This is a genomic window from Pelotomaculum isophthalicicum JI (genome assembly GCF_029478095.1).
Classification (GTDB): Bacteria; Bacillota; Desulfotomaculia; order Desulfotomaculales; family Pelotomaculaceae; genus Pelotomaculum_D; species Pelotomaculum_D isophthalicicum.
In genome coordinates this window covers 176,896-199,575 of record NZ_JAKOAV010000001.1, presented here as the reverse complement: position 1 = coordinate 199,575, position 22,680 = coordinate 176,896, and the positions used below count along the sequence as shown (strand labels likewise).

The 22,680-nt window shown below is 46.5% G+C and carries 26 protein-coding genes; 15 read left to right on the top strand and 11 right to left on the bottom strand.

Annotated elements, in window-relative coordinates; genetic code table 11:
* Positions 1-31: 31 nt before the first annotated feature.
* The 9 genes from mqnC to L7E55_RS00925 all read right to left on the bottom strand — a co-directional run bounded on the left by mqnC (position 32) and on the right by L7E55_RS00925 (position 8,087).
* Positions 32-1,138, bottom strand: a complete 1,107-nt coding sequence (mqnC, locus tag L7E55_RS00965; RefSeq protein ID WP_277442086.1) for a cyclic dehypoxanthinyl futalosine synthase — start codon at positions 1,136-1,138, stop codon at positions 32-34.
* A complete protein-coding gene (locus L7E55_RS00960) occupies positions 1,095-1,943 on the bottom strand; it encodes a menaquinone biosynthetic enzyme MqnA/MqnD family protein (protein WP_277442085.1) in 849 nt (282 codons plus the stop codon). Before L7E55_RS00960 ends, mqnC begins: the two co-directional genes overlap by 44 nt.
* A complete protein-coding gene (mqnE, locus tag L7E55_RS00955) occupies positions 1,943-3,043 on the bottom strand; it encodes an aminofutalosine synthase MqnE (RefSeq protein ID WP_277442084.1) in 1,101 nt (366 codons plus the stop codon). The genes L7E55_RS00960 and mqnE overlap by 1 nt, the downstream gene beginning before the upstream one ends.
* Before the next feature lie 68 nt (positions 3,044-3,111).
* The gene (locus tag L7E55_RS00950) at positions 3,112-3,981 is read right to left on the bottom strand and encodes a UbiA-like polyprenyltransferase (protein WP_277442082.1); all 870 of its coding nucleotides are present in this window, start codon (positions 3,979-3,981) and stop codon (positions 3,112-3,114) included.
* Positions 3,971-5,407, bottom strand: a complete 1,437-nt coding sequence (locus L7E55_RS00945; protein WP_277442081.1) for a menaquinone biosynthesis decarboxylase — start codon at positions 5,405-5,407, stop codon at positions 3,971-3,973. Before L7E55_RS00945 ends, L7E55_RS00950 begins: the two co-directional genes overlap by 11 nt.
* Position 5,408: 1 nt before the next feature.
* Positions 5,409-6,125 (bottom strand): demethylmenaquinone methyltransferase, encoded by a 717-nt coding sequence (locus L7E55_RS00940; protein WP_277442080.1) that lies wholly within the window; start codon positions 6,123-6,125, stop codon positions 5,409-5,411.
* Positions 6,126-6,142: 17 nt separating this feature from the next.
* The gene (locus L7E55_RS00935; RefSeq protein ID WP_277442079.1) at positions 6,143-6,919 is read right to left on the bottom strand and encodes a polyprenyl synthetase family protein; all 777 of its coding nucleotides are present in this window, start codon (positions 6,917-6,919) and stop codon (positions 6,143-6,145) included.
* Between the two features lie 182 nt (positions 6,920-7,101).
* A complete protein-coding gene (speD, locus tag L7E55_RS00930; RefSeq protein WP_277442078.1) occupies positions 7,102-7,482 on the bottom strand; it encodes an adenosylmethionine decarboxylase in 381 nt (126 codons plus the stop codon).
* 416 nt (positions 7,483-7,898) lie between these two features.
* Complete coding sequence (locus L7E55_RS00925; RefSeq protein WP_277442077.1) at positions 7,899-8,087, bottom strand: ferredoxin; 189 nt, start codon at positions 8,085-8,087, stop codon at positions 7,899-7,901.
* A gap of 157 nt (positions 8,088-8,244) precedes the next feature.
* On the opposite strand from L7E55_RS00925, the gene L7E55_RS00920 reads away from it, so the two are divergent.
* The 15 genes from L7E55_RS00920 (at position 8,245) to L7E55_RS00850 (ending at position 21,405) form a co-directional block, all read left to right on the top strand.
* Positions 8,245-9,384, top strand: coding sequence for a sensor histidine kinase (locus L7E55_RS00920; protein WP_277442076.1), 1,140 nt, complete (start codon positions 8,245-8,247; stop codon positions 9,382-9,384).
* Positions 9,385-9,416: 32 nt separating this feature from the next.
* Positions 9,417-10,070 carry a response regulator gene (locus tag L7E55_RS00915; RefSeq protein WP_277442075.1) on the top strand — a complete coding sequence of 218 codons (654 nt, stop codon included), beginning with the start codon at positions 9,417-9,419 and terminating at the stop codon, positions 10,068-10,070.
* Between the two features lie 339 nt (positions 10,071-10,409).
* Positions 10,410-10,577, top strand: a complete 168-nt coding sequence (locus tag L7E55_RS00910; RefSeq protein ID WP_277442074.1) for a Flp family type IVb pilin — start codon at positions 10,410-10,412, stop codon at positions 10,575-10,577.
* A 49-nt stretch (positions 10,578-10,626) separates the two neighbouring features.
* Positions 10,627-10,797 (top strand): Flp family type IVb pilin, encoded by a 171-nt coding sequence (locus L7E55_RS00905; RefSeq protein ID WP_277442073.1) that lies wholly within the window; start codon positions 10,627-10,629, stop codon positions 10,795-10,797.
* Positions 10,798-10,913: 116 nt separating this feature from the next.
* A complete protein-coding gene (locus L7E55_RS00900) occupies positions 10,914-11,417 on the top strand; it encodes an A24 family peptidase (protein WP_277442072.1) in 504 nt (167 codons plus the stop codon).
* Positions 11,418-11,422: 5 nt separating this feature from the next.
* A complete protein-coding gene (locus L7E55_RS00895) occupies positions 11,423-11,824 on the top strand; it encodes a TadE/TadG family type IV pilus assembly protein (protein ID WP_277442071.1) in 402 nt (133 codons plus the stop codon).
* Positions 11,825-11,827: 3 nt separating this feature from the next.
* The gene (locus tag L7E55_RS00890) at positions 11,828-12,790 is read left to right on the top strand and encodes a TadE/TadG family type IV pilus assembly protein (protein WP_277442070.1); all 963 of its coding nucleotides are present in this window, start codon (positions 11,828-11,830) and stop codon (positions 12,788-12,790) included.
* Between the two features lie 19 nt (positions 12,791-12,809).
* Complete coding sequence (gene cpaB / locus L7E55_RS00885; protein WP_277442069.1) at positions 12,810-13,538, top strand: Flp pilus assembly protein CpaB; 729 nt, start codon at positions 12,810-12,812, stop codon at positions 13,536-13,538.
* A gap of 13 nt (positions 13,539-13,551) precedes the next feature.
* Positions 13,552-14,778, top strand: a complete 1,227-nt coding sequence (locus L7E55_RS00880) for a CpaE/TadZ family protein (RefSeq protein ID WP_277442068.1) — start codon at positions 13,552-13,554, stop codon at positions 14,776-14,778.
* A gap of 62 nt (positions 14,779-14,840) precedes the next feature.
* Positions 14,841-16,202, top strand: coding sequence for a TadA family conjugal transfer-associated ATPase (locus L7E55_RS00875; RefSeq protein WP_277442067.1), 1,362 nt, complete (start codon positions 14,841-14,843; stop codon positions 16,200-16,202).
* 100 nt (positions 16,203-16,302) lie between these two features.
* A complete protein-coding gene (locus L7E55_RS00870) occupies positions 16,303-17,277 on the top strand; it encodes a type II secretion system F family protein (protein WP_277442066.1) in 975 nt (324 codons plus the stop codon).
* Positions 17,278-17,288: 11 nt separating this feature from the next.
* A complete protein-coding gene (locus tag L7E55_RS00865; RefSeq protein ID WP_277442065.1) occupies positions 17,289-18,209 on the top strand; it encodes a type II secretion system F family protein in 921 nt (306 codons plus the stop codon).
* A 58-nt stretch (positions 18,210-18,267) separates the two neighbouring features.
* Positions 18,268-18,627 carry a DUF192 domain-containing protein gene (locus L7E55_RS00860; RefSeq protein WP_277442064.1) on the top strand — a complete coding sequence of 120 codons (360 nt, stop codon included), beginning with the start codon at positions 18,268-18,270 and terminating at the stop codon, positions 18,625-18,627.
* Positions 18,624-20,303 carry a methyl-accepting chemotaxis protein gene (locus L7E55_RS00855; protein WP_277442063.1) on the top strand — a complete coding sequence of 560 codons (1,680 nt, stop codon included), beginning with the start codon at positions 18,624-18,626 and terminating at the stop codon, positions 20,301-20,303. Before L7E55_RS00860 ends, L7E55_RS00855 begins: the two co-directional genes overlap by 4 nt.
* A 136-nt stretch (positions 20,304-20,439) precedes the next feature.
* Positions 20,440-21,405 carry a patatin-like phospholipase family protein gene (locus tag L7E55_RS00850; protein WP_277442062.1) on the top strand — a complete coding sequence of 322 codons (966 nt, stop codon included), beginning with the start codon at positions 20,440-20,442 and terminating at the stop codon, positions 21,403-21,405.
* Positions 21,406-21,411: 6 nt separating this feature from the next.
* Here the strand turns inward: L7E55_RS00850 and L7E55_RS00845 are convergent, their stop codons facing one another.
* Both L7E55_RS00845 and L7E55_RS00840 read right to left on the bottom strand, forming a co-directional pair.
* Positions 21,412-21,807, bottom strand: coding sequence for a secondary thiamine-phosphate synthase enzyme YjbQ (locus L7E55_RS00845; RefSeq protein ID WP_420851985.1), 396 nt, complete (start codon positions 21,805-21,807; stop codon positions 21,412-21,414).
* A 69-nt stretch (positions 21,808-21,876) separates the two neighbouring features.
* Entirely contained in the window at positions 21,877-22,521 is a 645-nt protein-coding gene (locus L7E55_RS00840) for a redox-sensing transcriptional repressor Rex (RefSeq protein WP_277442058.1), read from the bottom strand.
* Positions 22,522-22,680 lie beyond the last annotated feature (159 nt).

Below are 22,680 nucleotides of genomic sequence, written 5' to 3'. Positions count from 1 at the left end.
AATTTAAATCTCCTTTCACTCCCCCACAAGCTCAGGAAAACTCTTTTATTATCTTATAACCTGTATTCCGCTGGGCCGGCGTAAAACCGGCATCACTAATACAGCGAATTATTTCTTCCACGGGAACCCGGTAGTTCACCCCGGCAGCCCGGACGACGTTTTCTTCCAACATGACGTCTCCGAAGTCGTTGGCCCCGAAGACCAGGGCTACCTGCGCCAGCTTGGCGCCCTGTGTCGGCCACGAAACCTGGACGTTAGGAATATTATCCAACATCAACCTGGACACAGCAAGGGTTTTCAAATAATCCACACCGGTGGTAGTTTCACCGCCCAGCTTAGTGTTTTTTGGCTGGAAACTCCAGGGAATAAAAGCGGTGAAGCCGCCGGTGCGGTCCTGCTGCTCACGCACCCGGATCATATGCAGCACCCGTTCCTCCAAGGTTTCCGCATGACCGAACATCATGGTGGCTGTGGATTTCATTCCAATTTGATGAGCCTGTGCCATTACTTCCATCCACTCTTCCCAGGTGATCTTTTCCGGACTGATTAAACCACGCACCCGGTTATCCAGGATCTCGGCGCCACCGCCTGGCAGAGAATCCAGGCCGGCTTTCTGTAATTTTAACAGGACCTCTCGCAATGACAATCCGGAGTTCCGCGCCATATACGCTACTTCAGGCGGAGAGAAAGAGTGAATGTGAATATCGTATCGCTCTTTAACCGATTGGAGCATGTCCAGGTAGTAATCCAGTCCCAGCTTCGGATGAAGCCCACCCTGGATCATTACTGCCGTACCATTGGCGGCTATGGTTTCTTCAATCTTTTTAAAAAGCGTTTCCTTATCCAAGATATAAGCTTCCGGGTCTGTTTCTTCCTTCCAAAAGGCACAGAAGCGGCACCTGCTGCTACAGACATTTGTATAGTTAATATTCCGGTCAATAATAAACGTAACTATGTTGTCAGGATGTTTTCGCTTACGTGCTAAATCAGCCGCGCGGCCCACCGGTAACAAGTCAGGCGAGGCGAGAAGAGCTACACCCTCTTTCAAAGAAAGCCGCCCTCCCCGGACGGCTTTGTCCAAAATATTATCCAGATCAGGCACCGGCTTCACCCCACACCCGCAGTTTGACTCTTTCATCAATTAATCCGCTTTTATAGGCATAATCATAAAAAGTTAGCAGTGCTTTCCTCTCGTCATCGCCAAAATCATGTTTGATCGTTTTAAAATAATCCTCAGTAACGGATAACGGCAGTCCGCTCCGTTGCTGGGCTTTAGCGGCAACAGCGGTTATTTGTCTATGACCGATTTCCTTTGAATTTATGAGTATATTACTGAGGTAATTTACCGCCGCCGCATTGGAGCTGGCGTAGGCTTTGCGCACTACCCAAACCGCGTAAACCATCTTCGCGCCGGTAAACTGCTTCCACGTTTCACCAAGGTCAGTAACATGGTAGGGGATGTGGTGTTCTTCTACATACTGGTGAGCCTGCATGGCATTGTCCCCAATCAATAGCGCGCCGTCCGCCCTTTCCATCATGCCGCTAAGTTCAGGAACGGTAGTTTCATAATCCACATCAACATGATAATAGTGGTCAAAAAGCACTTTTAAGAGCGCGACCCCGGTCGCGGAAGACTCGGTCAGACACACTTTCTTTCCTTCTAGTTCCGTCACCGGCACTTTACTGAAAAGCAGTATGCTCATTACCCGGCCGTCTGCGCTAATGGAAAGTCCGGGCAGGATAATGCAACTATCCTTGTTCCTGGCATACTCAATTGAAGACAAAGGGCTGACATCCAACTGGCCGCTCATAAAAAGACGGTTTAAGACATTAGGGGGCTTCTTAACCAGTTCGGCTTCCAGCGGCAACAACCCCTCTTCAAGGGCATGGTAAACCGGTAGGCAATTAATGTAATCCAACTGCCCGAGGCGTAATCTGGACACTAAAAACCCTCCTCAATAACGTTATACAAGGTATCACGCTCTACCGGCAAACGCCCTGCCGCTTTAATCATTTTTACAATCTCAGTTTTAGACATAAATTGTCCGGTTGCCGCGCCTGCGTCATGGGCGATCTTCTCCTCCACCACGGTGCCGTCCAGGTCGTCAACCCCGAAAGAAAGGGAAACCTGGGCTAATTTGGGCCCAATCATTATCCAGAAAGCTTTGATATGATCAAAATTGTCCAGCATCAGCCTGGCCACAGCCAATGCCTTCAAGTCATCATACCCGGTAGACCCGGAGACCGCCAGCGGCTCCAGGCCGGTATTTTTAGGGTGAAAGGCGAGTGGAATGAAGGTCAAAAACCCACCGGTGCGGTCTTGCGCCTCACGCAATCCGACCAAATGATCAACCCTCTCCTCAATCGTCTCCACATGGCCGTATAACATAGTGGCGTTAGTGCGCATTCCCAATTTATGCGCGGCCATGTGCACCTCCAGCCAGCGCTCGCCGCTAATTTTTTTAGAACAGATCAACTCACGCACCCGCGGCGAAAAAATCTCCGCCCCACCGCCTGGCAGTGAGTCAAGTCCGGCTTCACGTAAAACAGCCAGCACTTCCTCTACCGGTATACTGTGCACCCGTGCCAGATAATCAATTTCCACAGCGGTAAACGCCTGGATTATCACACCGGGAAGCGCCCGCCGGACGCGCCTCAACATTTCAACATAATAATCAATTTTTAAATCCGGATTGAGCCCGCCGACAATATGTATTTCAGAAATTCGCTCCCCGGCCGAAGCCAGCGCCTTAGCTTCGATTTCATCAAGGGTGAGAGTATACGCCTTGGGATGGCCTGCTTCAAGTCCAAAAGCGCATAACTCGCACAGATTTTCGCAGACATTTGTATGATTAATATGACGGTTAACGATAAAATAGGCCTTGTTTCCGTTTTTCCTGCGCCGGACGAGATCGGCCAGGCTACCCACTGCCAAGAGGTCTTTGGTTTGATAAAGACGAATACCGTCTTCACGGCTCAACCTTTCACCGGTCAGAATTTTATTGCCCAGATCAGCCAATTCACCGTCAAGAACAAGTTCCATTACCGCGATTCCCTTCTTTCTTTACTAGCGCCGTGATAAACACGACAATGCTGAATTTCAACCGGTTGTTAAAAGATCCGTAAAGGGAAAAAGACATCTAATAGGGTAAAGACAAACATAACAACACTTAAGGTACCATTTAAATTAAAAAAAGCCACACCTGCCCTAGACAAATCATCGGGACGCACCAAAGTATGCTGGTAAAAAAGTATCCCTACTGAAACCATAACACCAGCCAGATAAAGGGCGCCAAGGTTTAGAAGCAAACCGGCGGCCAGGAAAAACAATGGCGCGATGGTGTGAAAAGCAGTGGAAATATAAAGCGCCCGCTTAATGCCGAACCGGGCCGGGATGGAATAAAGACCTTCTTTAAGGTCAAACTCGTAATCATCGCAGGCATAGATAATATCAAAACCGGCGACCCAAAAAAGCACTCCCGCAGCTAATAGGACCGGGGCCGGATGAAATTGGCCGGTAATGGCGATCCAGCTTCCCAACGGGGCCATCCCCAGCACCGACCCCAGCACCAGATGGCATGTCCAGGTAAAGCGCTTGGTGTACGAGTAGGCAAACAATACCAGAACAGCCGCCGGAGCAAGCCGGAAAGCCAGCGGGGTTAACTGATGGGATGAATATAACAAAATTAAAAAAGACAGCAAAACATAAAACCAAACTTCACCTTCTCTCAAAAGCCCCCTGGGCAAGGCCCTGCCGGCGGTGCGGGGATTCCGCGCGTCCAGGCGCCGGTCGATAATCCGGTTAAGAGACATGGCCGCCGTGCGGGCGCCAACCATGGCCATGGTGATCCAGAGCAGGTCATGCGCGGCAGGTATTCTTCTCTCTGTCAACAAAGCCCCGATATAAGCGAAAGGCAAAGCAAACAAAGTATGTTCAAATTTAATCATTTCAAGAAAAATCTTCAGCTTCTTAAAAACCATACTCCCTCCATTTGCCGTCGACCAGATTTTTCACTTCCTCACTCATTACCACGTCACCCGGCCATTCGCGCAAATGCCCTTCCGAGGGCCATTTAGTTGTGGCGTCAATGCCCATTTTGGCGCCCAGGTGGGGCAGCGGAGACGCATGGTCCAGGGCATCCAACGGCCCCTCAGTGATCACCACATCGCGCTTAGCGTCAATGTTGTTAAACACCCGCCACATCACTTCGGAAATGTTTTGCACATCCACATCCGCGTCAACTACAATAATCAGCTTGGCCAGCATCATTAAACCAAAACCCCATAATGCGGACATCACTTTTTTGGCCTGACCCGGGTAGCTTTTTTCAATAGATACAATGACACAGTTATGGAAAACTCCCTCAGGCGGCAGGTTCATATCCACCAATTCAGGAACCAGCAGTCTGAGCAAGGGCAGAAAGATACGTTCGGTAGCCTTGCCGATAAAGGCGTCTTCCATCGGCGGCCGCCCGACTATAGTTGCCGGGTAGAGAGGGTCTTTCCGGCTGGTAATACAAGTCAGGTGAAATACCGGGTACTGGTCGGCCAGGGAATAATAGCCGGTGTGATCGCCGAAAGGACCTTCCAGCCTCTTTTCCTGAGGGTCGACATAACCTTCAAGAATAATTTCGGCATATGCCGGAACTTCAAGATCAACTGTTTCACACTTCACCAACTGAACCGGTTCCTTGCGCAAAAAACCGGCAAACAACATCTCATCGATACCGGCGGGAAGAGGCGCGGTAGCCGCGTATATTACCGCCGGATCAGCGCCTAGGGCGACGGCTACGGGCATTTTTTCAACCTGATTACGGCAATGCCCGGCAGCGTCTTTGTGAATGTGCCAGTGCATCCCGGTAGTGCGTTCATCATAGATTTGCATCCGGTACATCCCGACATTTCGCTGTCCCGTCCGGGGATCTTTGGTAAAAACCAAGGGTAGCGTGATATATGGCCCCCCGTCTTCCGGCCAGCACTTTAAAACAGGCAATCCAGCCAATGAAGGGTTATCTTTGACCACTACTTCCTTACAAGGACCGCTGTTTACTTTTTTCGGGATAAAAGACGCCAACTGCGCCAACTTGGGCAGCGCTTTCAACCTGTCCATAAAGGTGACCGGCAACTCGGGCGGTTGAATAAAATCCATTATCTCTTTACCAATCTGTTCCAGGTCATCTACCCCAAGGGCAAGCTTCATTCGTTCCAGCGTGCCGAAAAGATTGGTGACAACCGGCAACTTATATCCGCGGACATTTTCAAAATACAATGCCGGTCCGCCGGACTTGACCATGCGGTCACTAATCTCGGTAATCTCCAGCACCGGGTCTGTTTCCGTCTTTATTCTTTTTAAAAGGCCGCGTTTTTCCAAGTCCGCGATAAAAGCGCGCAAGTCATTATACGCCATGTCACTTCTCTCCCACATGCACAGCTACAATACCGCCGGTTAGCTCATAATAGCAGGCTCCGGTCAGACCGGCGTCGGCAAAGATATTCTTGATCTCCGACTGGTGAGGATACTTTTTCAACGATTCCGGGAGCCAGTTGTAAGGCCCGTTAAGCCCTACACCCAGTCTGCCCAGCACCGGCACAACGCAGTTAAAGTAAAAATAATAGAGTTGTTTGAATAATGGCATGCCCGGTTTGGCAAGTTCAAGAGACACAACCTTTCCCCCGGGTTTTACCACCCGCCGCATCTCATCGATTGTTTTTCTGATATCAGGTACATTACGCAGGGCAAAACCGATGGTCGCGCAGTCAAAGGTATTATCCGGAAACGGCAGGTTAACGGCATTGCCTTCAACCAGTTCAATAACCTTCCGGTAAGGGGACTTCCCAACATTTTCCCTGGCTACCGCCAGCATGTCGGCGCAAAAATCCAGGCCTGTCACATGACCGTTTAAGCCGGCTGCTTTTGCCAGTTCCAGGGTCAGCATTCCCGTTCCGCAACAAACATCCAACCCTTGGCCGCCCGTTCCCAAACCGGTAAGCTTCACCGCAAATTTCCGCCAATACTTGTCCTGGTTGAAACTCAGCGCGGTATTAAGAAAATCATACCGATGGGCGATAGATGAAAAAACCGCATGTACATACTCTTCTTTATTTTGATACTGATCCGGCCGCATATAGCCCTCCGTTGCCTTTACCCCACCATGCGCCTTATTTTTGTTTCACTGCCGGACAACATATTAACCAGTTGTTCCAATACAATCTTTTCCGGCCGTGCCGGCGCCAGCAAGAGATATTCCAGGGCATTTTCCGTATAAAAAGACGTTTGTTCAACAGCGACACCCAACTCCGACAGTCCGAAAGCCATGCCCAAGTTTAAGCCAAAGCGGCGCATGATTTCCTGGTCTTCTACAACAGCGCCAGCCAGGCGGGCTCCGAGAAGACAACAACCGGCAAAAAGCTCGGCGGTTTCCTTGCGAACGATATCGTGAAACGCTTTTGAGGCTGGGTTAAACCCTGTCAGTTTCTCTTTAAAAAGCAAACCCTCGTGAACCTGACAAACAATCTCGGCCATAGCGCAAATCATCCCCGTTATGCCTGACTCGATCAACAGAAAAGTGGATTTGCTGTAAAGGTAATCTCCCAGCAAAACAGAAAAACCTTTTTTGTCCCGGTAGTCGCTGATTTCACTACTCACGACCGGATCAGCTTTGGAAATATTCTCTTGTACTTTTGAAGCTAGATAAATAAACTGAAAAACAGCGGCCAGAACAGCCGTTTTTTCAGGATTACCGTCGTAAATCCGGGAAGAAAGGATCACCAGCGCCGGTCTAATTGCCGTATTTACAGATAAATGCTCAAGGCGGGTTAAATCCCCCGCTTGGCCGATAATTAGAGGAAACTCTTTTCTAAGTATGCAATATACGTTTTCCAGGTCAGCTGCAATCGGCCCCAAAATGGTTCTCAACATTTAGTGAGGCTCCTCCTTTACTTGTCTTGTATATATTCGGTATAGTCTCACAATTTCCTCCCTTGCGTTAACTATTCACATTCATTGGCATAAATTCGCCGCAAAAATTAGAAGGCCCTGCAATATCCTTTATTGCAAGGCCTTCTAATTTTTACTACTCTGGGTACTAATAAATATCCCTCCTAAAGATTTACAGCTTCCTTTAAGTAAGCTTCCGGAATGACACCGCGTTTTATTTCTTTTGCCGTCATATGTTTCGCACAAAAGTGATCATTAAGGTAGTTGCATGCATCCCAGGGATTTACTTTTTCACCGCATGTGAACACGTCCACTGCCGCGTAACCCAGTTCCGGCCAGGTATGGATAGCGAGGTGCGATTCGGAAATAACCACAACACCGCTTACCCCCTGAGGGCTGAACTTATGGAACACACATTCCCTGACTTCAGCGCCGGCTTCCAGCGCTGCGTTTACCAAGATTTCTTCAACCTTGTCAATGTCATTGAGAATGTTAAAATCGCACCCACAAATCTCAGCCAATACATGGCGGCCCAATTGTTTCATTTATCTGCCTCCCTTTTGGACAATAATTTTGGAATTAACTAACCCCCTATCAAACATAAGGATTGGCTAATTCCAATCAAACTCAATTTTAGCATAATATCTTATCTTGTCAACAAAATTTTAAGTTTTACAATCATAATCACATTTCATGTCCCACGCTAACGGTTTAAGGTAAAATATGGCTATATTTAACCAATTACAGTATTTATCAACTTGCCGATTCCATCAATTTCAACCTCAACCGTATTGCCAATCGTTACTGGCCCAACCTTTAATAATATACGGGCCAAGTGATAAAAAAGTGTCAAATGATTCAAGTAGTCAGAATTCAGTAGTCAGAATCCAGAATAATCGAGACATAAATCATTCTCTCGTTCTCTCATTCTGACTACTGACTCCTGACTACCGACTACTGATTAAATGTCGGTAATTGCTTCGGTAGGACAGCTTTCGGCGGCCTCGTGCGCTTGTTCCTCCAAATCAACCGGTATCTCTGCTGTAGCGCAACTGGCTTTATTATCATCATTCCATTTAAAGACTTCCGGGCAGAGATCTATACACGTACCGCAGCTGATACATAATTCCTGGTCCACATCAACTCGCAAACATAATCACTCCTTGTTATTTTCTCAAACAGATATAGTTTAGCACAAACCACATAAATTATGTAAAAGCTTTCAATTTTCATTATTTTTCTCAAGTAGGGAGGAAAATGGGGAACAAAAAAGAACATTTAAAAAAAAGGGCAACGAGGTGAACATTGTGTTTGACATAAATGCCCTTGACCGTATTGTCAAAGAAACACTAGAAGCCATAGAACGAAGCAAAAACCAGATCTACGACATAGCGGAAAATTCCCGTTTGGAATTAATCAGGGTGAGTCAGGAACTTAACGAAGTTAAAAAAGAAGTGTCGGAAATTATTAGGCAAGTGGACAAAAAGGCTCTTATCGAAAAAAGAGCCAGGGCCAGATTGATGGAAGTAAGTAAAGATTTTCAGAGATATACCGAAAAGGATATTAAGGATGCTTACGATCAGGCATATGATTTGCAAGTTGAACTAATCAAAATGCAAGAAAAAGAAAAACTCCTGCGGTTCAGGCGGGATCATCTGGAAACAAGCCTGCGCAGGCTCAACGCCACAGTTGATCGGGCTGAAAAACTGGTTTCCCAAGTAGGTGTAGTCTTGAACTATCTGGGTGGGGGTCTGCAGGACCTCGGCTCCAAAATCGGCGAGGTCCACCAGGCGCAACAGATGGCTATGAGCATCATTAAAGCCCAGGAAGAAGAACGCAAACGAGTCGCCCGGGAAATCCACGACGGTCCGGCACAATCCATGGCTAATATCGTCATGAGAGCGGATTATTGTCAGAAGCTGCTGGACTTGCATCCCGATAAAGTCCGCGGCGAACTGGTTGCGCTACAGGAATTGGTTCGTTCGAGTTTAACCGATGTCCGCAAAATAATATTTGATTTGAGACCGATGGTGCTGGACGACCTTGGTCTTGCACCCGCAATAAAGAGATACCTTTCCGATTACAATGATCAATTAGGTGTTCAAATTGAATTTCTTTTCATTGGGCCCCAAAAGCGGCTGGAGAGTTCTGTTGAAGTTGCTCTTTTTAGAATTATCCAGGAAGCGGTAAACAATATAAGAAAACATGCCCGAGCCAAAAGCGCAATAGTTAAAATGGAAATGCTTCCCGAGAAGATTAACATTTACGTTAAAGATGACGGTACTGGTTTTGACCTGAATAAAGTCATGGCAGACGGGGAACGCGACGGATACGGCTTAATCGGAATACGGGAAAGAGTTCAGCTTCTCAAAGGAGAATTTAACATCACTACCGCTCCCGGCAGGGGCACATCAATAGGTATTTCGGTTCCCGTGGACTATAATTGAAAAACTTTAACATAAACGGAGGGAAACGAAATTTGAAAAAAGTAAAAATATTAATTACCGATGACCATACACTCGTCCGTGAAGGATTGCGTAAAATCTTATCCACTGAAGAGGCCATTGAGGTGGTAGGTGAGGCGGAAGACGGTCAGCAAGCCATCGAACAGGCTATGAAAATCAAGCCGGATATCATCCTCATGGATATCACCATGCCAAAGGTCAACGGTATCGAAGCTACCCGGATAATTAAAAACGAATGCCCCGAGATTGGCATAATCGCCCTAACCATTCATGACCAAGAAGAGTACCTCTTTGAACTGATCAAAGCCGGTGCCTCAGGCTATGTACTTAAAGACATCAGTTCAGATTTGCTGGTGCAAACCATTTTGGGGGTTGCGCGGGGTGAATCTTTTATTCCTCCATCCATGACAACTAAAATATTTGCCGAATTCAGCCGCCTGTCTTCCCGCCACGCCCAGGACAACCTGCCTCAGGGTTTAACCAGACGGGAAGTTGACGTGCTTCGGTTGGTTGCCCATGGAGAAAGCAACCGAAGCATTGCCCAAAAGCTATACATAAGCGAAAAAACGGTAAAGAATCACCTGACAAATATTTTTCAAAAGCTGGGTGTGATTGACCGGACCCAAGCCGCTCTCCTGGCGGTAAAAAATAAAATTGTGGACTTATAAAATCAATTCTTTCATAAAAACATATCACAACGCAAGCATAGTTTTCAGTGCCACCGGCCCAGGACCATTTTCCGCCGAAAAATACTGATCTTATGATTCACTTCCAGAGAGGTCCAGTGTTTACCAGTTGTGGGATAAAGACTATTATATACGTTCAAGCGCTGTTCGCAGGCGCTTTTTTTAATCCCGGGAAACTATATGGACAAGTCCCATTTTTTTTCAGACTACTGTCGTTATATAAATTGAGACTACAGAATCATGTCATTATTTGTAAGCAAATGATAAAATTACGCTACGAAACACCAATTAAATAAAATCAACCCGAAAGGTGGTTGGTAGATGATAGTATTAACAAAAAAATTGTTTATGGAAGAATCCGGACAGGGCATGGCGGAGTATGGGTTGATTCTCGCTTTTGTGGCAATGGCAGTAGTTGTAGCGTTAAGTCTATTAGGGGATGGGATTATAAAATCATACCAAAATACAGCAAGTAAATTCCCTGAATAATGCAACTATTTTTTTTAATAAAATAAAAAATGAAAGGTGGAAAAGTTCAATGATTCAAATGTTTAAAAACTTCTTGTTCGAAGAGTCAGGGCAGGGCATGGCGGAATATGGGTTGATCTTAGCGCTTGTAGCATGTGCTGTAATCATTGCGCTGACGGCAATAGGTACTAATATAAATACAAAATTTGGCGAGGTAAATAACGCACTAAATCCGCAGTAAATTATTTTACGCCTATATAATTGCAGCACAACTAAAATGTAATCTTAATTTCCGTCAATATCCTGGACCCTACTTAAGGCAACTTGAGTAGGGTCAGACTTTAAGAGGTATTAATCATGTTTATCGACACTGTCTTCTTTCTGCTCACGGTCACCTGCCTATGTACAGACCTTGCCAAACGAAAAATTTATAACTTTGTGCTGCTCCCGGCAGTTCTTGTGGCTTTAGGCTACCATTTATACACCGGTGGGCTGCCCCAAGTTATTCTCAGCCTGGAAGGTTTATCCCTAGGGTTGGCATTACTTCTCATCCCTCACTTGATGGGTGGTATCGGCGCCGGTGACGTAAAATTCCTGGCCGCCATCGGGGCGTTGAAAGGTCCTTCCTTTATCTTTATCACTTTCCTGGCAGGCGCTATTGCAGGAGGTATTCTGGCTATATTCTATCTGGTCCGAAACAAGAAACTGCTCTTTACCATAAAAAAACTTTTTCTCCCGTTTACTGTCGGATTTAGTTTTTTTCAAAGCTACCATACGGACTCAGAAGTTGATCAAAGCAGCACAATCCCTTACGGCGCCGCTATTGCCTTAGGTAGCGCCATCGCATATTTTGTGAGGTGATTTTCATGCGCCAGGTAGGCGAGTTAATCGGGGATAAGCGGGGACAGGCGCTGGTCGAGTTGGCGCTGGTACTGCCGCTTCTGATTATATTACTTATGGGAACGATGGAATTTGGCAGAATATTTCACTCCTATCTATTGATCACAAATGCTTCCAGGGAGGGCGCGCGCGCCGGGATAACCAGTCAGACTGATTCTGAAATTATCACAAAAGTGAAGGATGTCGCGGCAACTTTGAATTTAACAGATGCTCAAATAACCATCACACCAAATCAAAGCGCCCGGACAAGGGGTGTCCCATTAACGGTAAAGGTTGACTATTCAGTAAACCTGATTACACCGGTACTGGACACTATCATCCCCAACCCCTTTCCGCTGAGCGCAACTACCGTAATGAGGATGGAATAAATAATGAAAATAAGAATTATTAAATTTCTTAGGGATCTTGTATGTGATCAAAAAGGCTTCGCCATGGTTATAATCACCGCAGGAATGGTGGGTTTGTTGGGTTTTACGGCACTGGTCACAGACATCGGAATGCTTTTGCTCAACAAACAAAAACTCTCCAACGCTGTTGACGCGGCTGTCTTGGCCGGGGCGCAGGAACTGCCGGTAAATCCGGTCCAGGCGATAAACACCGCGGAAAATTACGTCCTTACGAACGGTTATATCCCTGACCAGCCAACGGTTTCAGCATATAACGGCCGTCAGGACACACAGATAACAGTGTCGGCCACAAAACAGGTGAATTATTTTTTTGCCAGGGTCCTTGGCCTGTATTCCGGTATAGTAAGCGCGCAGGCATCCGCCAGAGTGGCGGGATTAAGCTCCTACAAAGGCGCAGCCCCCTTGGCGATACCCAACCAGACCTTTGATTTCAACACCAGGTACACACTGAAGCAAGGATCCAACAGTCCCGAACCATCCCCTCTCGGTCCGGGTACATACGGCGCCCTTTCCCTGGGCGGAACCGGTGCAAGCAACTATGAGGACAACTTAAAATATGGCTATGATGGAAAATTAACTGTGGGTGAAGAGATCGACACTGAAACGGGAAACATGTCCAACCCCACCAAACGGGCAATAGATTACCGGATGGACCTGTGCAATCACTCACCCGCATGCACTCCCTCCAATTTTGACCCTGGATGTCCCAGAATCTTGATTGTTCCGGTTTACGAACCCATCGTTATTGATCATGGTCAGGTCGCAAAAATCAGGATTATCGGCTTCGCCGCTTTCCTGGTGGACAGAGTAACCGCGCAAGGCAATGAAAACTATATTGAAGGTTATTTTATAAAAATGGTGGTGGAGGGGGATTCGTCATCAAGTCAGGCAGATTATGGTATTCAGGGAGCTAAACTAATCGAGTAAATAATCAGAGGTGATCCAAATGAAAAACAAACTAATCTTGATTCTGGCCGTGGTCACCGGCCTGATTGCAGCCGGTGGAATATATATGTACCTGACAGACATGAAAAAAACTTACCAGGAAAGTGGAGATTTTGCCAGAGTCGCCGTAGCCAGCCAGCGGATACCGGCAAAAACCCAAATAACATCCCAAATGTTCGATCTAAAAGATATGCCCGTAAAATATATCAACGAACGAGCGGCGTTTGATTCAAAGGAAGTCCTGGGCAAAACAGCAAAGTCGGATATTTGGCCGGGAGAGCAAATCCTTCGGGACCAGTTGGCCAACGACAAAGACGCGTCAGACGGCCTCCCTTTCCTGCTCCAATCAGGCAAGCGGGCAGTAACTATAGCGGTTAACGAAGTGTCCGGCATTGCTGGTTTAGTTAAGCCAGGTGACCGGGTGGACGTTATGGGAACATTCGACCTGCAGGCCGCGGTCGGCCAGGAAAAATCCAGCGTGACAAGCCTGTTGATCCAAAACGCCAGCGTCCTGTCCACGGATCAGTCGACAACCCAGGCGGCAGGGAACAGCCAGGACAGCAAAAAAGCCGCTCCAGCCCACACCATAACTCTTTCAGTAACGCCCGAGCAGGCTCAACCCCTGATTCTCTGTTCTGAAAAAGGGTCCATCCGGCTACTCCTGCGCCCGGCGACAGACCAGGAAACAATTAACCTGCCGTCTTTCAGAATGAATCAACTAGTTCATTAAAGGAGGTCATATTATGAGTACAACCAGTGTGCTAGTTGTCGACGACATTGCCAACACCCGTGAGGATATTAAACGCTTGCTTTATTTTGAAGAAGACATCTCGGTGGTAGGAGAAGCGGAAAGCGGGGATGAAGCCCTGAAGATGGCCGCAACTCTCCACCCCGACGTTGTATTAATGGACATCAATATGCCGGGCATGGACGGGATCATGGCGTCCGAAGCGATTTCGACCCAAATGCCTGATACCGCTATTGTGATCATTTCCATTCAAGGTGAACCGGAGTATCTGAAAAAAGCTATGGCCGCGGGCGCCAGGGACTACCTGGTAAAACCCTTCAGTTCCAGTGATCTGGCCGATACTATCCGGCGCGTCAGTAACACCTATAAAATGCGGGCGGCCCGCTCTGCCACCCCGCCTGTTAACGTAACCCTGCCGGAACCTGACCCTCCGGCCAAAAAAGTTGTGGTGTTCTTTTCCAGCAAGGGAGGAGTCGGCAGGACAACTCTTGCCTGCAATCTGGCCGTATGCCTTGCCCAAGAGACCCAAAAAAAGGTGGCGCTGGTGGACTTCGACCTGCAAGGTGGCGACGTGACGGTAATGCTTAACCTTTCCCCCAAGGGAACTATTGCTGAACTGGCGCAGGAAGAGGACCGGCTGGAATTCTCCCTGGTTAATTCCTATCTGGCGCCACATATGTCCGGGCTAAAGATTCTTCCAGCCCCAACGCGGCCTGAGCAAGCCGAAGTCGTCACAGCAGGCCATGTGGAAGAAATACTGAATTTGTTAAAAACCTATTTCGATATAGTTATCGTTGATACTTCCCCGCTCTTTAACGATCTAAACCTGAGCGTCTTAGAAATTGCCAGCGATATTCTTTTGATTTTTACCCGGGACCTTCCATCTATTAAGCATGTTAAGACTGACCTGGAGGTTTTGGACACTTTGAATTTGTCCGGCAAGGTCAAACTGGTTTTAAACCAGTCTACCCTTGACTATGGCATTAAAATTTCGGACCTGGAAAAAAGCCTCAATACATCCCCTGTGGCAATTCTGCCTTATGATGAAAAAACAGTGCTGTCATCAATCAATAAAGGACACCCGTTTGTGCTGACTCAGGCTAACAGCAAAATTACTCAAAATATCAAGGCCTTTGCCAGGGAATTTGAAATGCCAGCCGCCGGGGTCAACACTGAAGCCGCCGCTAAAAAGTCATTTATCGGCAAATTCTTTAGTTTCTAAGAAAAGCCCCAAAAAACAAAACTCTTACTTGATAATCCAGAGTTTATGGAGATGATCGTGCAATGTCACTATTGGCCAGATTGGAAAAGCAAAAAACATCCAAGCCGGAAGGTGGAAAACAAGGAGATCAGCAGCCCTTAAAACCGAAAGATCCTTATGAGCAGCTTAAAATGAACATTCATAAAAAGATTATCGAAGAATTAAAAGAAATAGATAAGGATAATGACAATGGAAATAACCCGGACGCGCTGGCGGTAAAAATTGAGGAGACAGTTCTGGCCATCTTAGATAAAGAAGAAGAAAGCATCCCCCGTCTGGACCGGATGCGCATCGCCAAAGAAATATCCGACGACGCTATTGCTTACGGGCCAATCACCCCTCTTTTGAACGATCCCGAAATAACCGAGGTAATGGTCAACGGTCCAAGCAAGGTTTACGTTGAAAAAAAAGGAAGGATTGAACTTACTGATGTTTTCTTCCGCAATAATAATCACATCATGCATGTGATTGAAAGAATTGTGACCCCCCTGGGCAGACGCATAGATGAAAGCATGCCGATGGTTGACGCCCGCTTGCCGGATGGTTCAAGAGTTAACGCGATCATCCCCCCCCTGGCTTTGAACGGCCCGACCATTACCATCCGGAAATTTTTTAAGGATCCTCTTACTATTGACGATCTGGTCCGATTCGGCACCCTGACCCCTCAAATCGCCGAATTCCTGGAAGCTTGTGTCAAGGCAAGACTCAATATAGTGGTTTCGGGGGGGACAGGCAGCGGCAAAACCACTACTCTCAACATCCTTTCATCGTTCATTCCGGATAGTGAAAGAATTGTAACGATTGAAGACGCGGCAGAACTTCAGTTGAGGCAGGAGCACTTGATTACCCTGGAAAGCCGCCCGCCCAATATTGAAGGAAAAGGTTCCATCACCATCCGGGATCTGGTGCGGAACGCCCTGCGGATGCGCCCGGACCGGATAGTGGTAGGCGAGGTGCGCAGCGGAGAAGCGTTGGACATGCTCCAGGCAATGAATACCGGCCATGACGGCTCACTCACCACAGGCCACGCCAATTCGCCCAGGGATATGCTTTCCCGGCTGGAAACCATGGTTTTAATGGCCGGCATGGAACTGCCGGTTAAAGCCATCCGGGAACAGATCTCTTCCGCCATAAATCTGATTATTCAACAAAGCCGCATGCGGGATGGATCACGGAAAATCACCCATATTACCGAAGTCCAGGGGATGGAAGGGGATGTCATCGTCCTTCAGGACGTTTACGTTTTTAAACAAGAGAGCATTGGCCCCGACGGCGCGCTCAAGGGCAAGTATATCGCAACCGGGATCAGGCCCAAGTTCCTTGAGCAGTTGGAGGCTTATGGCATCGTCCTGCCTTTTGAAACATTCAACCCATCTATACTTTAATTCAGTAGTCAGTAGTCAGTAGTCAGTAGTCAGTAGTCAGAATAAAAGATTTTTTATTGTCTCGAAATGCTCTAAATTAATTAACCGGGAGGTTTTTTAATTGAACCTTTCAACTATAGCGTGTCTTACCTTTCTCGCCGTTTTTTTGTCTTTCCTCGGTGTTCAACAGTTAAAAGCAAAGGAGCAGGAAATCGTAGCAGTACGAATCAACCGGGTATTTGGCGCCAGGATGCGCAGCGTGTTAGACGGGGTAAAAAAGAAAAACGGTAAATCCAGGTCCGGCCGCAAGGTTCTGGAGTTGGCAGGCAAGCTCTTTACCGCCCGCAAAATAACGGAAAAAGTAAACGCCGAGCTGACAAAAGCTGATATACCCTTGAAAGGTGAAGAGTTTTTAGGCCTGACGCTGCTCTTGTCCCTTGGCGGCGGTCTGTTATTCACCCTGCTTACCGGCGGCAACCTGATGATTGGGCTTTTAACGGCATCATTAGGGGGTTATTTACCACACTTCGTATTGCGCGCGGCAAAGACAAGAAGGTTCAGTAAGTTCAACAACCAGATTGGAGATGCCCTGATCATTATGGCAAACTCCCTGCGCTCAGGATTTAGTTTTCTGCAGGCAATGGACATGGTGCGTAACGAATTACCCGATCCAATCGCCAAAGAATTCGGTATTGCGCTTCAGGAAATGAACTGGGGCACTCCCACCGAAGAAGCCCTTCTCAATATGGCCGCGCGGGTTAACAGTGATGACCTTGAACTGGTTGTAACCGCTGTTTTGATTCAGCGCCAGGTCGGGGGCAATCTGGCGGAGGTGCTTGACAATATCGCCAACACAATCAGGGAGAGAATCCGGATCAAAGGGGAAATTAAAACCCTTACCGCCCAGGGCAGGATTTCAGGCCTGATTATCGGGCTTCTCCCAATACTCTTGACTGTTGTAATTTACTTTTTAAATCCTGCTTATATTAAGCCGCTGTTTGTCAGCAAAACCGGCCTGACGATGGTTTCCTTCGCAGTTCTGGCACAAATCCTCGGGCTTAGTTTAATCAAAAAAATTATACAAATTCCGGTTTAGGGGGGTAGCCATTGCTAGCATTTATTATCGCTATTGTTTTTGTGGAAGCATTTCTGCTCATACTGGTCTTGTATAACTTCTCTTTAAAAGAACGCCGGGAGGTGGAAAAAAGAGTAACAGAAATAGTTGGCCAACGAACTCCCACCGTACGGGAGTATGAGTTAAAGGCACCCTTTTATCAAAGGATGATAAAACCATTACTGGTTAAGTTATCCTCTCATGTGGCAAAGATGCTGCCTGCCGAAAAAGAAGCTATGCTTGTCAAAAAAATAACAAGTGCGGGTATCAGTGAAAAAATCGCGCCGCGTGAGCTTCTGGTAATCAAGTATTTAGCAGCCGGCGGTGCTGCCGTATTATTCTGGACGATCAGCGAAATCATTGGCAAAAACCCGGTTCAAGTAATTTTAATGGGATGTGCCGGTCTTGGGCTTGGGTGGCTTTTACCGGATTTTTATTTAAACAGAAAGGATGCGGCACGTAAGCAGGAAATAGAAAAAACCCTTCCTGACGTTCTGGATCTGCTTACTGTCAGTGTGGAAGCCGGTCTCGGTTTCGACGGGGCGCTAATGAAGGTGGTTGAAAAAACTAAGGGGGTGCTTTCCGGGGAATTTACCGTAATGCTCCAAGAAATTAAAATGGGCAGGCCTAGAATTGAAGCGCTGCGGGATATGTCCAGACGTGCGGATGTAGACGACCTGTCGACCTTTACCGGTTCAGTGATCCTGGCGGACCAGTTAGGAATCAGCATAGGCAATATTTTACGCTTACAATCCGAGCAAATACGCTTGAAGCGCCGCCAGCGCGCCGAGGAAATGGCTATGAAAGCCCCGGTAAAGATATTAATTCCCATGGTATTGTTTATCTTCCCGGCAATATTCGTTATCCTGTTGGGACCAGCGGTGATACAGATTACTAATATTTTTACTAAATAATTAATCACTGAACCAATTTAACACTCAACATTTATTAAATACAGACTGGGGTGAAAAAGTGCAACTGGTTAATTTAAGCAATGGAACTGTCCTAGCCGATCGCGTTTGGCTGGCGGACAATTTTAAAAAACGCTTGAAAGGACTGATCGGCAACCCTGGTTTAAAACATGGAGAAGCTTTAATCCTTTCACCATGCAAATCGATCCACACGTGTTTTATGTCTTTTAACATCGACGTTATTTTTGCAAGTAAAGAAATGACTATTTTGCATACCATAGAAAACATTGGCCCGTTCAGGTTTTCCCCGTTAATCACCCGTTCTCACATGGTGATTGAACTACCGGTGGGGCACCTTGCAGCCACTGGCTCCAAAGCGGGACACCAACTGCAACTAACATTCAAGGAGGCGGTATTATGAAACTAATAGAAGCAACCGGATCACTTATTCATAGGCTAAGACTGTCGGTTATGACTAAAATAGCAATAGCCTTAAGCCTGCTGGTTACGTTTTTAATAGCTGCGGTAGGAGCTACAGTCTTTTTGCGGGACTATGCAATGTTTAATAAGGAACTCCAGGACAAAGGATGGAATATCGTTAATAGCGCGCTTCAATTCTCCGGAAGCTATCTACAGGCCGGCAATACCGAATCTCTCAATAACCTGGTTAAAACAGTAAGCACATATCAAGACATCAGCTATGCGATGGTCATGGATACCGGGGGTAAAATTATCGCTCATACCGACGATAAACAAACCGGCGGCAAGTTAAATGACGAAGTAACCAGGAATGCTTTGGCCGCAAAAACAAATGTCATGGAGATACGTAAAAATGAATACGGCAAACCGTTGATAATGGACTTCTACGCTCCGATTAACACATCGACCGGCACTGTGGGCTATTTCCGCTTGGGTATCGATATGTCAGGTCTAACCAAGCATGTAAATAACACAATTCTTAGTATTCTCCTGATATGCCTGGCTGCGATTGCAGCAGGTATTTCACTGGCCGGGCTTATTAGTAAACGTATCCTGAAAAAGCCGCTGAGAGACCTGACTGCGGCGACTGAAAAATTAGCGACCGGTGATTTTTCTTATAAAGTACCGGTCCATTACCAAGACGAACTCGGGGATCTGGCAACTTCATTTAACACCATGAGCATACACCTGGCCAATCTGATTCAATCAGTTAAGTCAAGCGCTTTCGATATCAACAATTCAGCCGAGCAAATCCTCGGGCGGCTTCAAACCTCCGACCGCGCCAATAACAGGCTGTCTCACACTTTTGATTTACTAAAACAAAACACGGAAGAACAAGTAGCTATACTAAAACAATCGATTGGTCTTTATGAACAACTTTCCGGACAGTCCAAACAAGCTATGGACAGCATTCTCCAAATCCTTCATGAAGTGAACCAAACAGCCCGGCTTGGAGAAAATGGAGCTTCCGCAATTTCTAAAATTGCCGTAAACATTACAGAATCAAGCCGGTCACTGATGGATGCCCGGAATTTGTTGAAACATCTGGAAGTTAAAAGCAACAAATTCAGTAAAACAATAGATTACTTTTCCAATTTACTTGATAAAAATAACGCCTTTACATTACAGGTGGCTCTTCAGGCCGCGCGTTCCGGCAACAGTGAATTAACCCAGGCCGCGGAGGAATTGCACGGAATTTCTGAAGACTCGCTAAAACAGATTAAACAAATGTCCCGGGAACTGGCGGAAGTGCAGAATAGCTGGTTAGCGGCGGAAAGCGCGCTGGGCGAAAATACAAAAAGGCTGGCGGACGGGCAAGAATCCGTGAAGGAAGCCGGTGAAACGCTGGATCAGGTTCTACAATCACTATTACAGAGCAAAGAGATCATTGAAGAGATCGCAGCAGCAGCTCAAAGGCAATCCGCAAGCATAGCGGACATCAGGCAAGGCCAGAGCGGGATTATAGACGAACTTCTTAAATCAATCAATAAAAGTTCAGGCGCCGGCAGCGACGCCAAACTCCAAACAGAAAGCCTGCACGATATAGATTCTTTGGCCAAAAAACTGATGCGCATGGTGGACCGGCTCAATGTTCTTTCCCTGCAGTTCAAAATTTAATGGGATGTGGTTATCAGGGCTCCCATAATGGGTAGCCCTTTTTTTGTCCGTACAGTGGACGGATTGGCGTTAACTTATTTGTGTGTCAGTTATTGTCTTTTCTCCATAAAATGATTCTATCAGGAGGTGATTAATCATGACGATGCGCGCTGACGCTGTTTTCGAGGGCGGCGGAATTAAAGCGTTCGGCATACTCGGCGCCCTTACCGAAGCTGAACGCAGGGGTTATACCTGGGTAAACGTGGCCGGCACTTCCGCCGGCGCAATTGTCGCCTCTTTAGTGGCAGCGGGTTATTCCGCCAATGAAATAAGAACATTGATCAACAGCCTTGATTTCGGCATGTTAAAAGACAAGTACTGGCTGAACCGCATTCCCTTGATCGGGCCGGCGCTGAGTTTGTGGTTTGAAAACGGGCTGTACGCAGGTAATTACCTGGAAAATTGGGTCAGGAAAAAGCTTGACGCCAAAGGGGTCCGCACATTTAAAGATTTGGTCATAAAGGAGTATGAAAACGATCCCAAATTCCGCTACAAGTTGGTAATTATAGCTACCGACGTCACCAGGCGCAAGCTGTTAAAATTACCCCATGACATTAAAGAATATAATATAGATCCTGATAATCTGGAAGTCAGCAAGGCAGTAAGGATGAGTTCCGGTTTACCTTTCTTTTACAAACCATACACACTGCCATACACCAGCCCCGGCAAACAAACCATATCAAGCTTCATTATTGACGGAGGCGTGTTGAGCAACTTTCCGGTATGGATTTTTGACAGCGACGAGACTCCTCCCTGGCCTACTTTCGGTTTCAAAATTGTTGAGTCTGAAGAACCTTTATTCCCACGGGTGAACAACCCATTTGATCTGATCAAAGCTATTGTATCGACCATGCTGGAAGCGCATGATCTAATCCACGAACTAGATCCCAGAAGCCGTGTCCGGACAATATCTATTCCGTCTATTGGGATAAAAACTACTGATTTTGAAATGAGTTCGCAACTCAAGGAAAAACTTTACCGGGTTGGAGTTCAAGCCGCTGTAAACTTCTTTGAAGGCTGGGATTTTGAGACAATCAGGACGCTTTACTTTAAAAAAGACTAATTGAATTTATCCTTCGACAACTTTAACCAACACTTTCCTTTGCCTCGGACCGTCAAATTCACAAAAATAAACACCCTGCCAGGTACCCAGAAGCAGCCTCCCCCCGCTTACGAACAATAACAGTGAAGCGCCGGTTAGAGATGACTTTATATGCGCCGCCGAATTACCCTCGCTGTGCCTGTAACCATCGGAAAAAGGGATTAATTTATTTAATTCTGCTAGAATGTCGGCCGTCACAGTAGGGTCGGCATTTTCATTTATTGTAAGTCCGGCGGTAGTATGCGGCGTGTAGAGATAGCAGATGCCTTCTTTGATCCCAATGCCCTTAATAATTTGTTCAACTTTTGCAGTAATATCTACCATTTGTGTTCTCTCTTTGGAATAAACCTCTATACTTTGAATTCCCAAACTCGTCTTCCACCTGCCTGCTATGAAAGTCTAAGAAAAAAGAACTATGTCACAGTCCAAAATTTATGTAACCGGGTTGTAATCTTTTTTACTTAGATTAAAAGTAAGGATCTCAAGCCTTGTTGACATATCGACATTCCGTATCTCAATATTTTCCGGGGCATTAAGCACAACCGGCGCATAATTTAATATAGCCTGCAACCCGTTTTTCACCATTAAATCAGTTACTTCCTGCGCAGCGTGGGACGGTACTGTGATAATGCCCACTTTAACGTTGTGCAAGGCGATTATCTCTGCCATTCTGTCAAGATGATAGACTTCAAGATCGGCAATTTTTTTACCTATCTTGTCAGGGTTGTTGTCAAACACACCGACTATTGAGAAACCACGATCATTGAAACCTTTATACGTACAAAGGGCAAAACCAAGATTCCCGGCGCCCACCAGCACAAGGGGCCAGAGTTCGTCAAGACCGAGAACCTTTAAAACGTAACGCATCAGGTCTTTGACGTTGTAACCCACTCCACGCGTCCCGAATTCGCCGAAGTACGCCAGATCCTTCCGTACTTGAGCGGGACTCACACCTACACCTTGGGCTATTTCCCCCGACGAAACGGTTACTATGCCCCTTTGATCTAAATATTCCAAAAACCTTGAATATACAGATAATCTTGTTATAGTTGCTTCCGGCACCTTAAGTGTCTTCACTCAGTTACTCCTCCCCTCCATCCTCACCAACAACCAAACAATATCATTCTTTTTCTATTGTTCTATTATTTAGGTAGTTATTTAATTCACAATTAATATTTTTATATCACTTAATCCTTAATCTGTCAAACAACTTTTTCTTAAACAATAACCTTTCAT

Coding starts and splice junctions, on each gene's coding strand:
- L7E55_RS00900 (WP_277442072.1), top strand. CDS start 10,914: ATGTTTATCGACACTGTCTTCTTTCTGCTCACGGTCACCTGCCTATGT.
- speD (WP_277442078.1), bottom strand. CDS start 7,482: ATGAAACAATTGGGCCGCCATGTATTGGCTGAGATTTGTGGGTGCGAT.
- L7E55_RS00855 (WP_277442063.1), top strand. CDS start 18,624: ATGAAACTAATAGAAGCAACCGGATCACTTATTCATAGGCTAAGACTG.
- L7E55_RS00880 (WP_277442068.1), top strand. CDS start 13,552: ATGAGTACAACCAGTGTGCTAGTTGTCGACGACATTGCCAACACCCGT.
- L7E55_RS00890 (WP_277442070.1), top strand. CDS start 11,828: ATGAAAATAAGAATTATTAAATTTCTTAGGGATCTTGTATGTGATCAA.
- mqnE (WP_277442084.1), bottom strand. CDS start 3,043: ATGGAACTTGTTCTTGACGGTGAATTGGCTGATCTGGGCAATAAAATT.
- L7E55_RS00945 (WP_277442081.1), bottom strand. CDS start 5,407: ATGGCGTATAATGACTTGCGCGCTTTTATCGCGGACTTGGAAAAACGC.
- L7E55_RS00905 (WP_277442073.1), top strand. CDS start 10,627: ATGATTCAAATGTTTAAAAACTTCTTGTTCGAAGAGTCAGGGCAGGGC.
- L7E55_RS00950 (WP_277442082.1), bottom strand. CDS start 3,981: ATGGTTTTTAAGAAGCTGAAGATTTTTCTTGAAATGATTAAATTTGAA.
- L7E55_RS00935 (WP_277442079.1), bottom strand. CDS start 6,919: ATGTTGAGAACCATTTTGGGGCCGATTGCAGCTGACCTGGAAAACGTA.
- mqnC (WP_277442086.1), bottom strand. CDS start 1,138: ATGAAAGAGTCAAACTGCGGGTGTGGGGTGAAGCCGGTGCCTGATCTG.
- L7E55_RS00850 (WP_277442062.1), top strand. CDS start 20,440: ATGACGATGCGCGCTGACGCTGTTTTCGAGGGCGGCGGAATTAAAGCG.
- L7E55_RS00910 (WP_277442074.1), top strand. CDS start 10,410: ATGATAGTATTAACAAAAAAATTGTTTATGGAAGAATCCGGACAGGGC.
- cpaB (WP_277442069.1), top strand. CDS start 12,810: ATGAAAAACAAACTAATCTTGATTCTGGCCGTGGTCACCGGCCTGATT.
- L7E55_RS00875 (WP_277442067.1), top strand. CDS start 14,841: ATGTCACTATTGGCCAGATTGGAAAAGCAAAAAACATCCAAGCCGGAA.
- L7E55_RS00940 (WP_277442080.1), bottom strand. CDS start 6,125: ATGCGGCCGGATCAGTATCAAAATAAAGAAGAGTATGTACATGCGGTT.
- L7E55_RS00895 (WP_277442071.1), top strand. CDS start 11,423: ATGCGCCAGGTAGGCGAGTTAATCGGGGATAAGCGGGGACAGGCGCTG.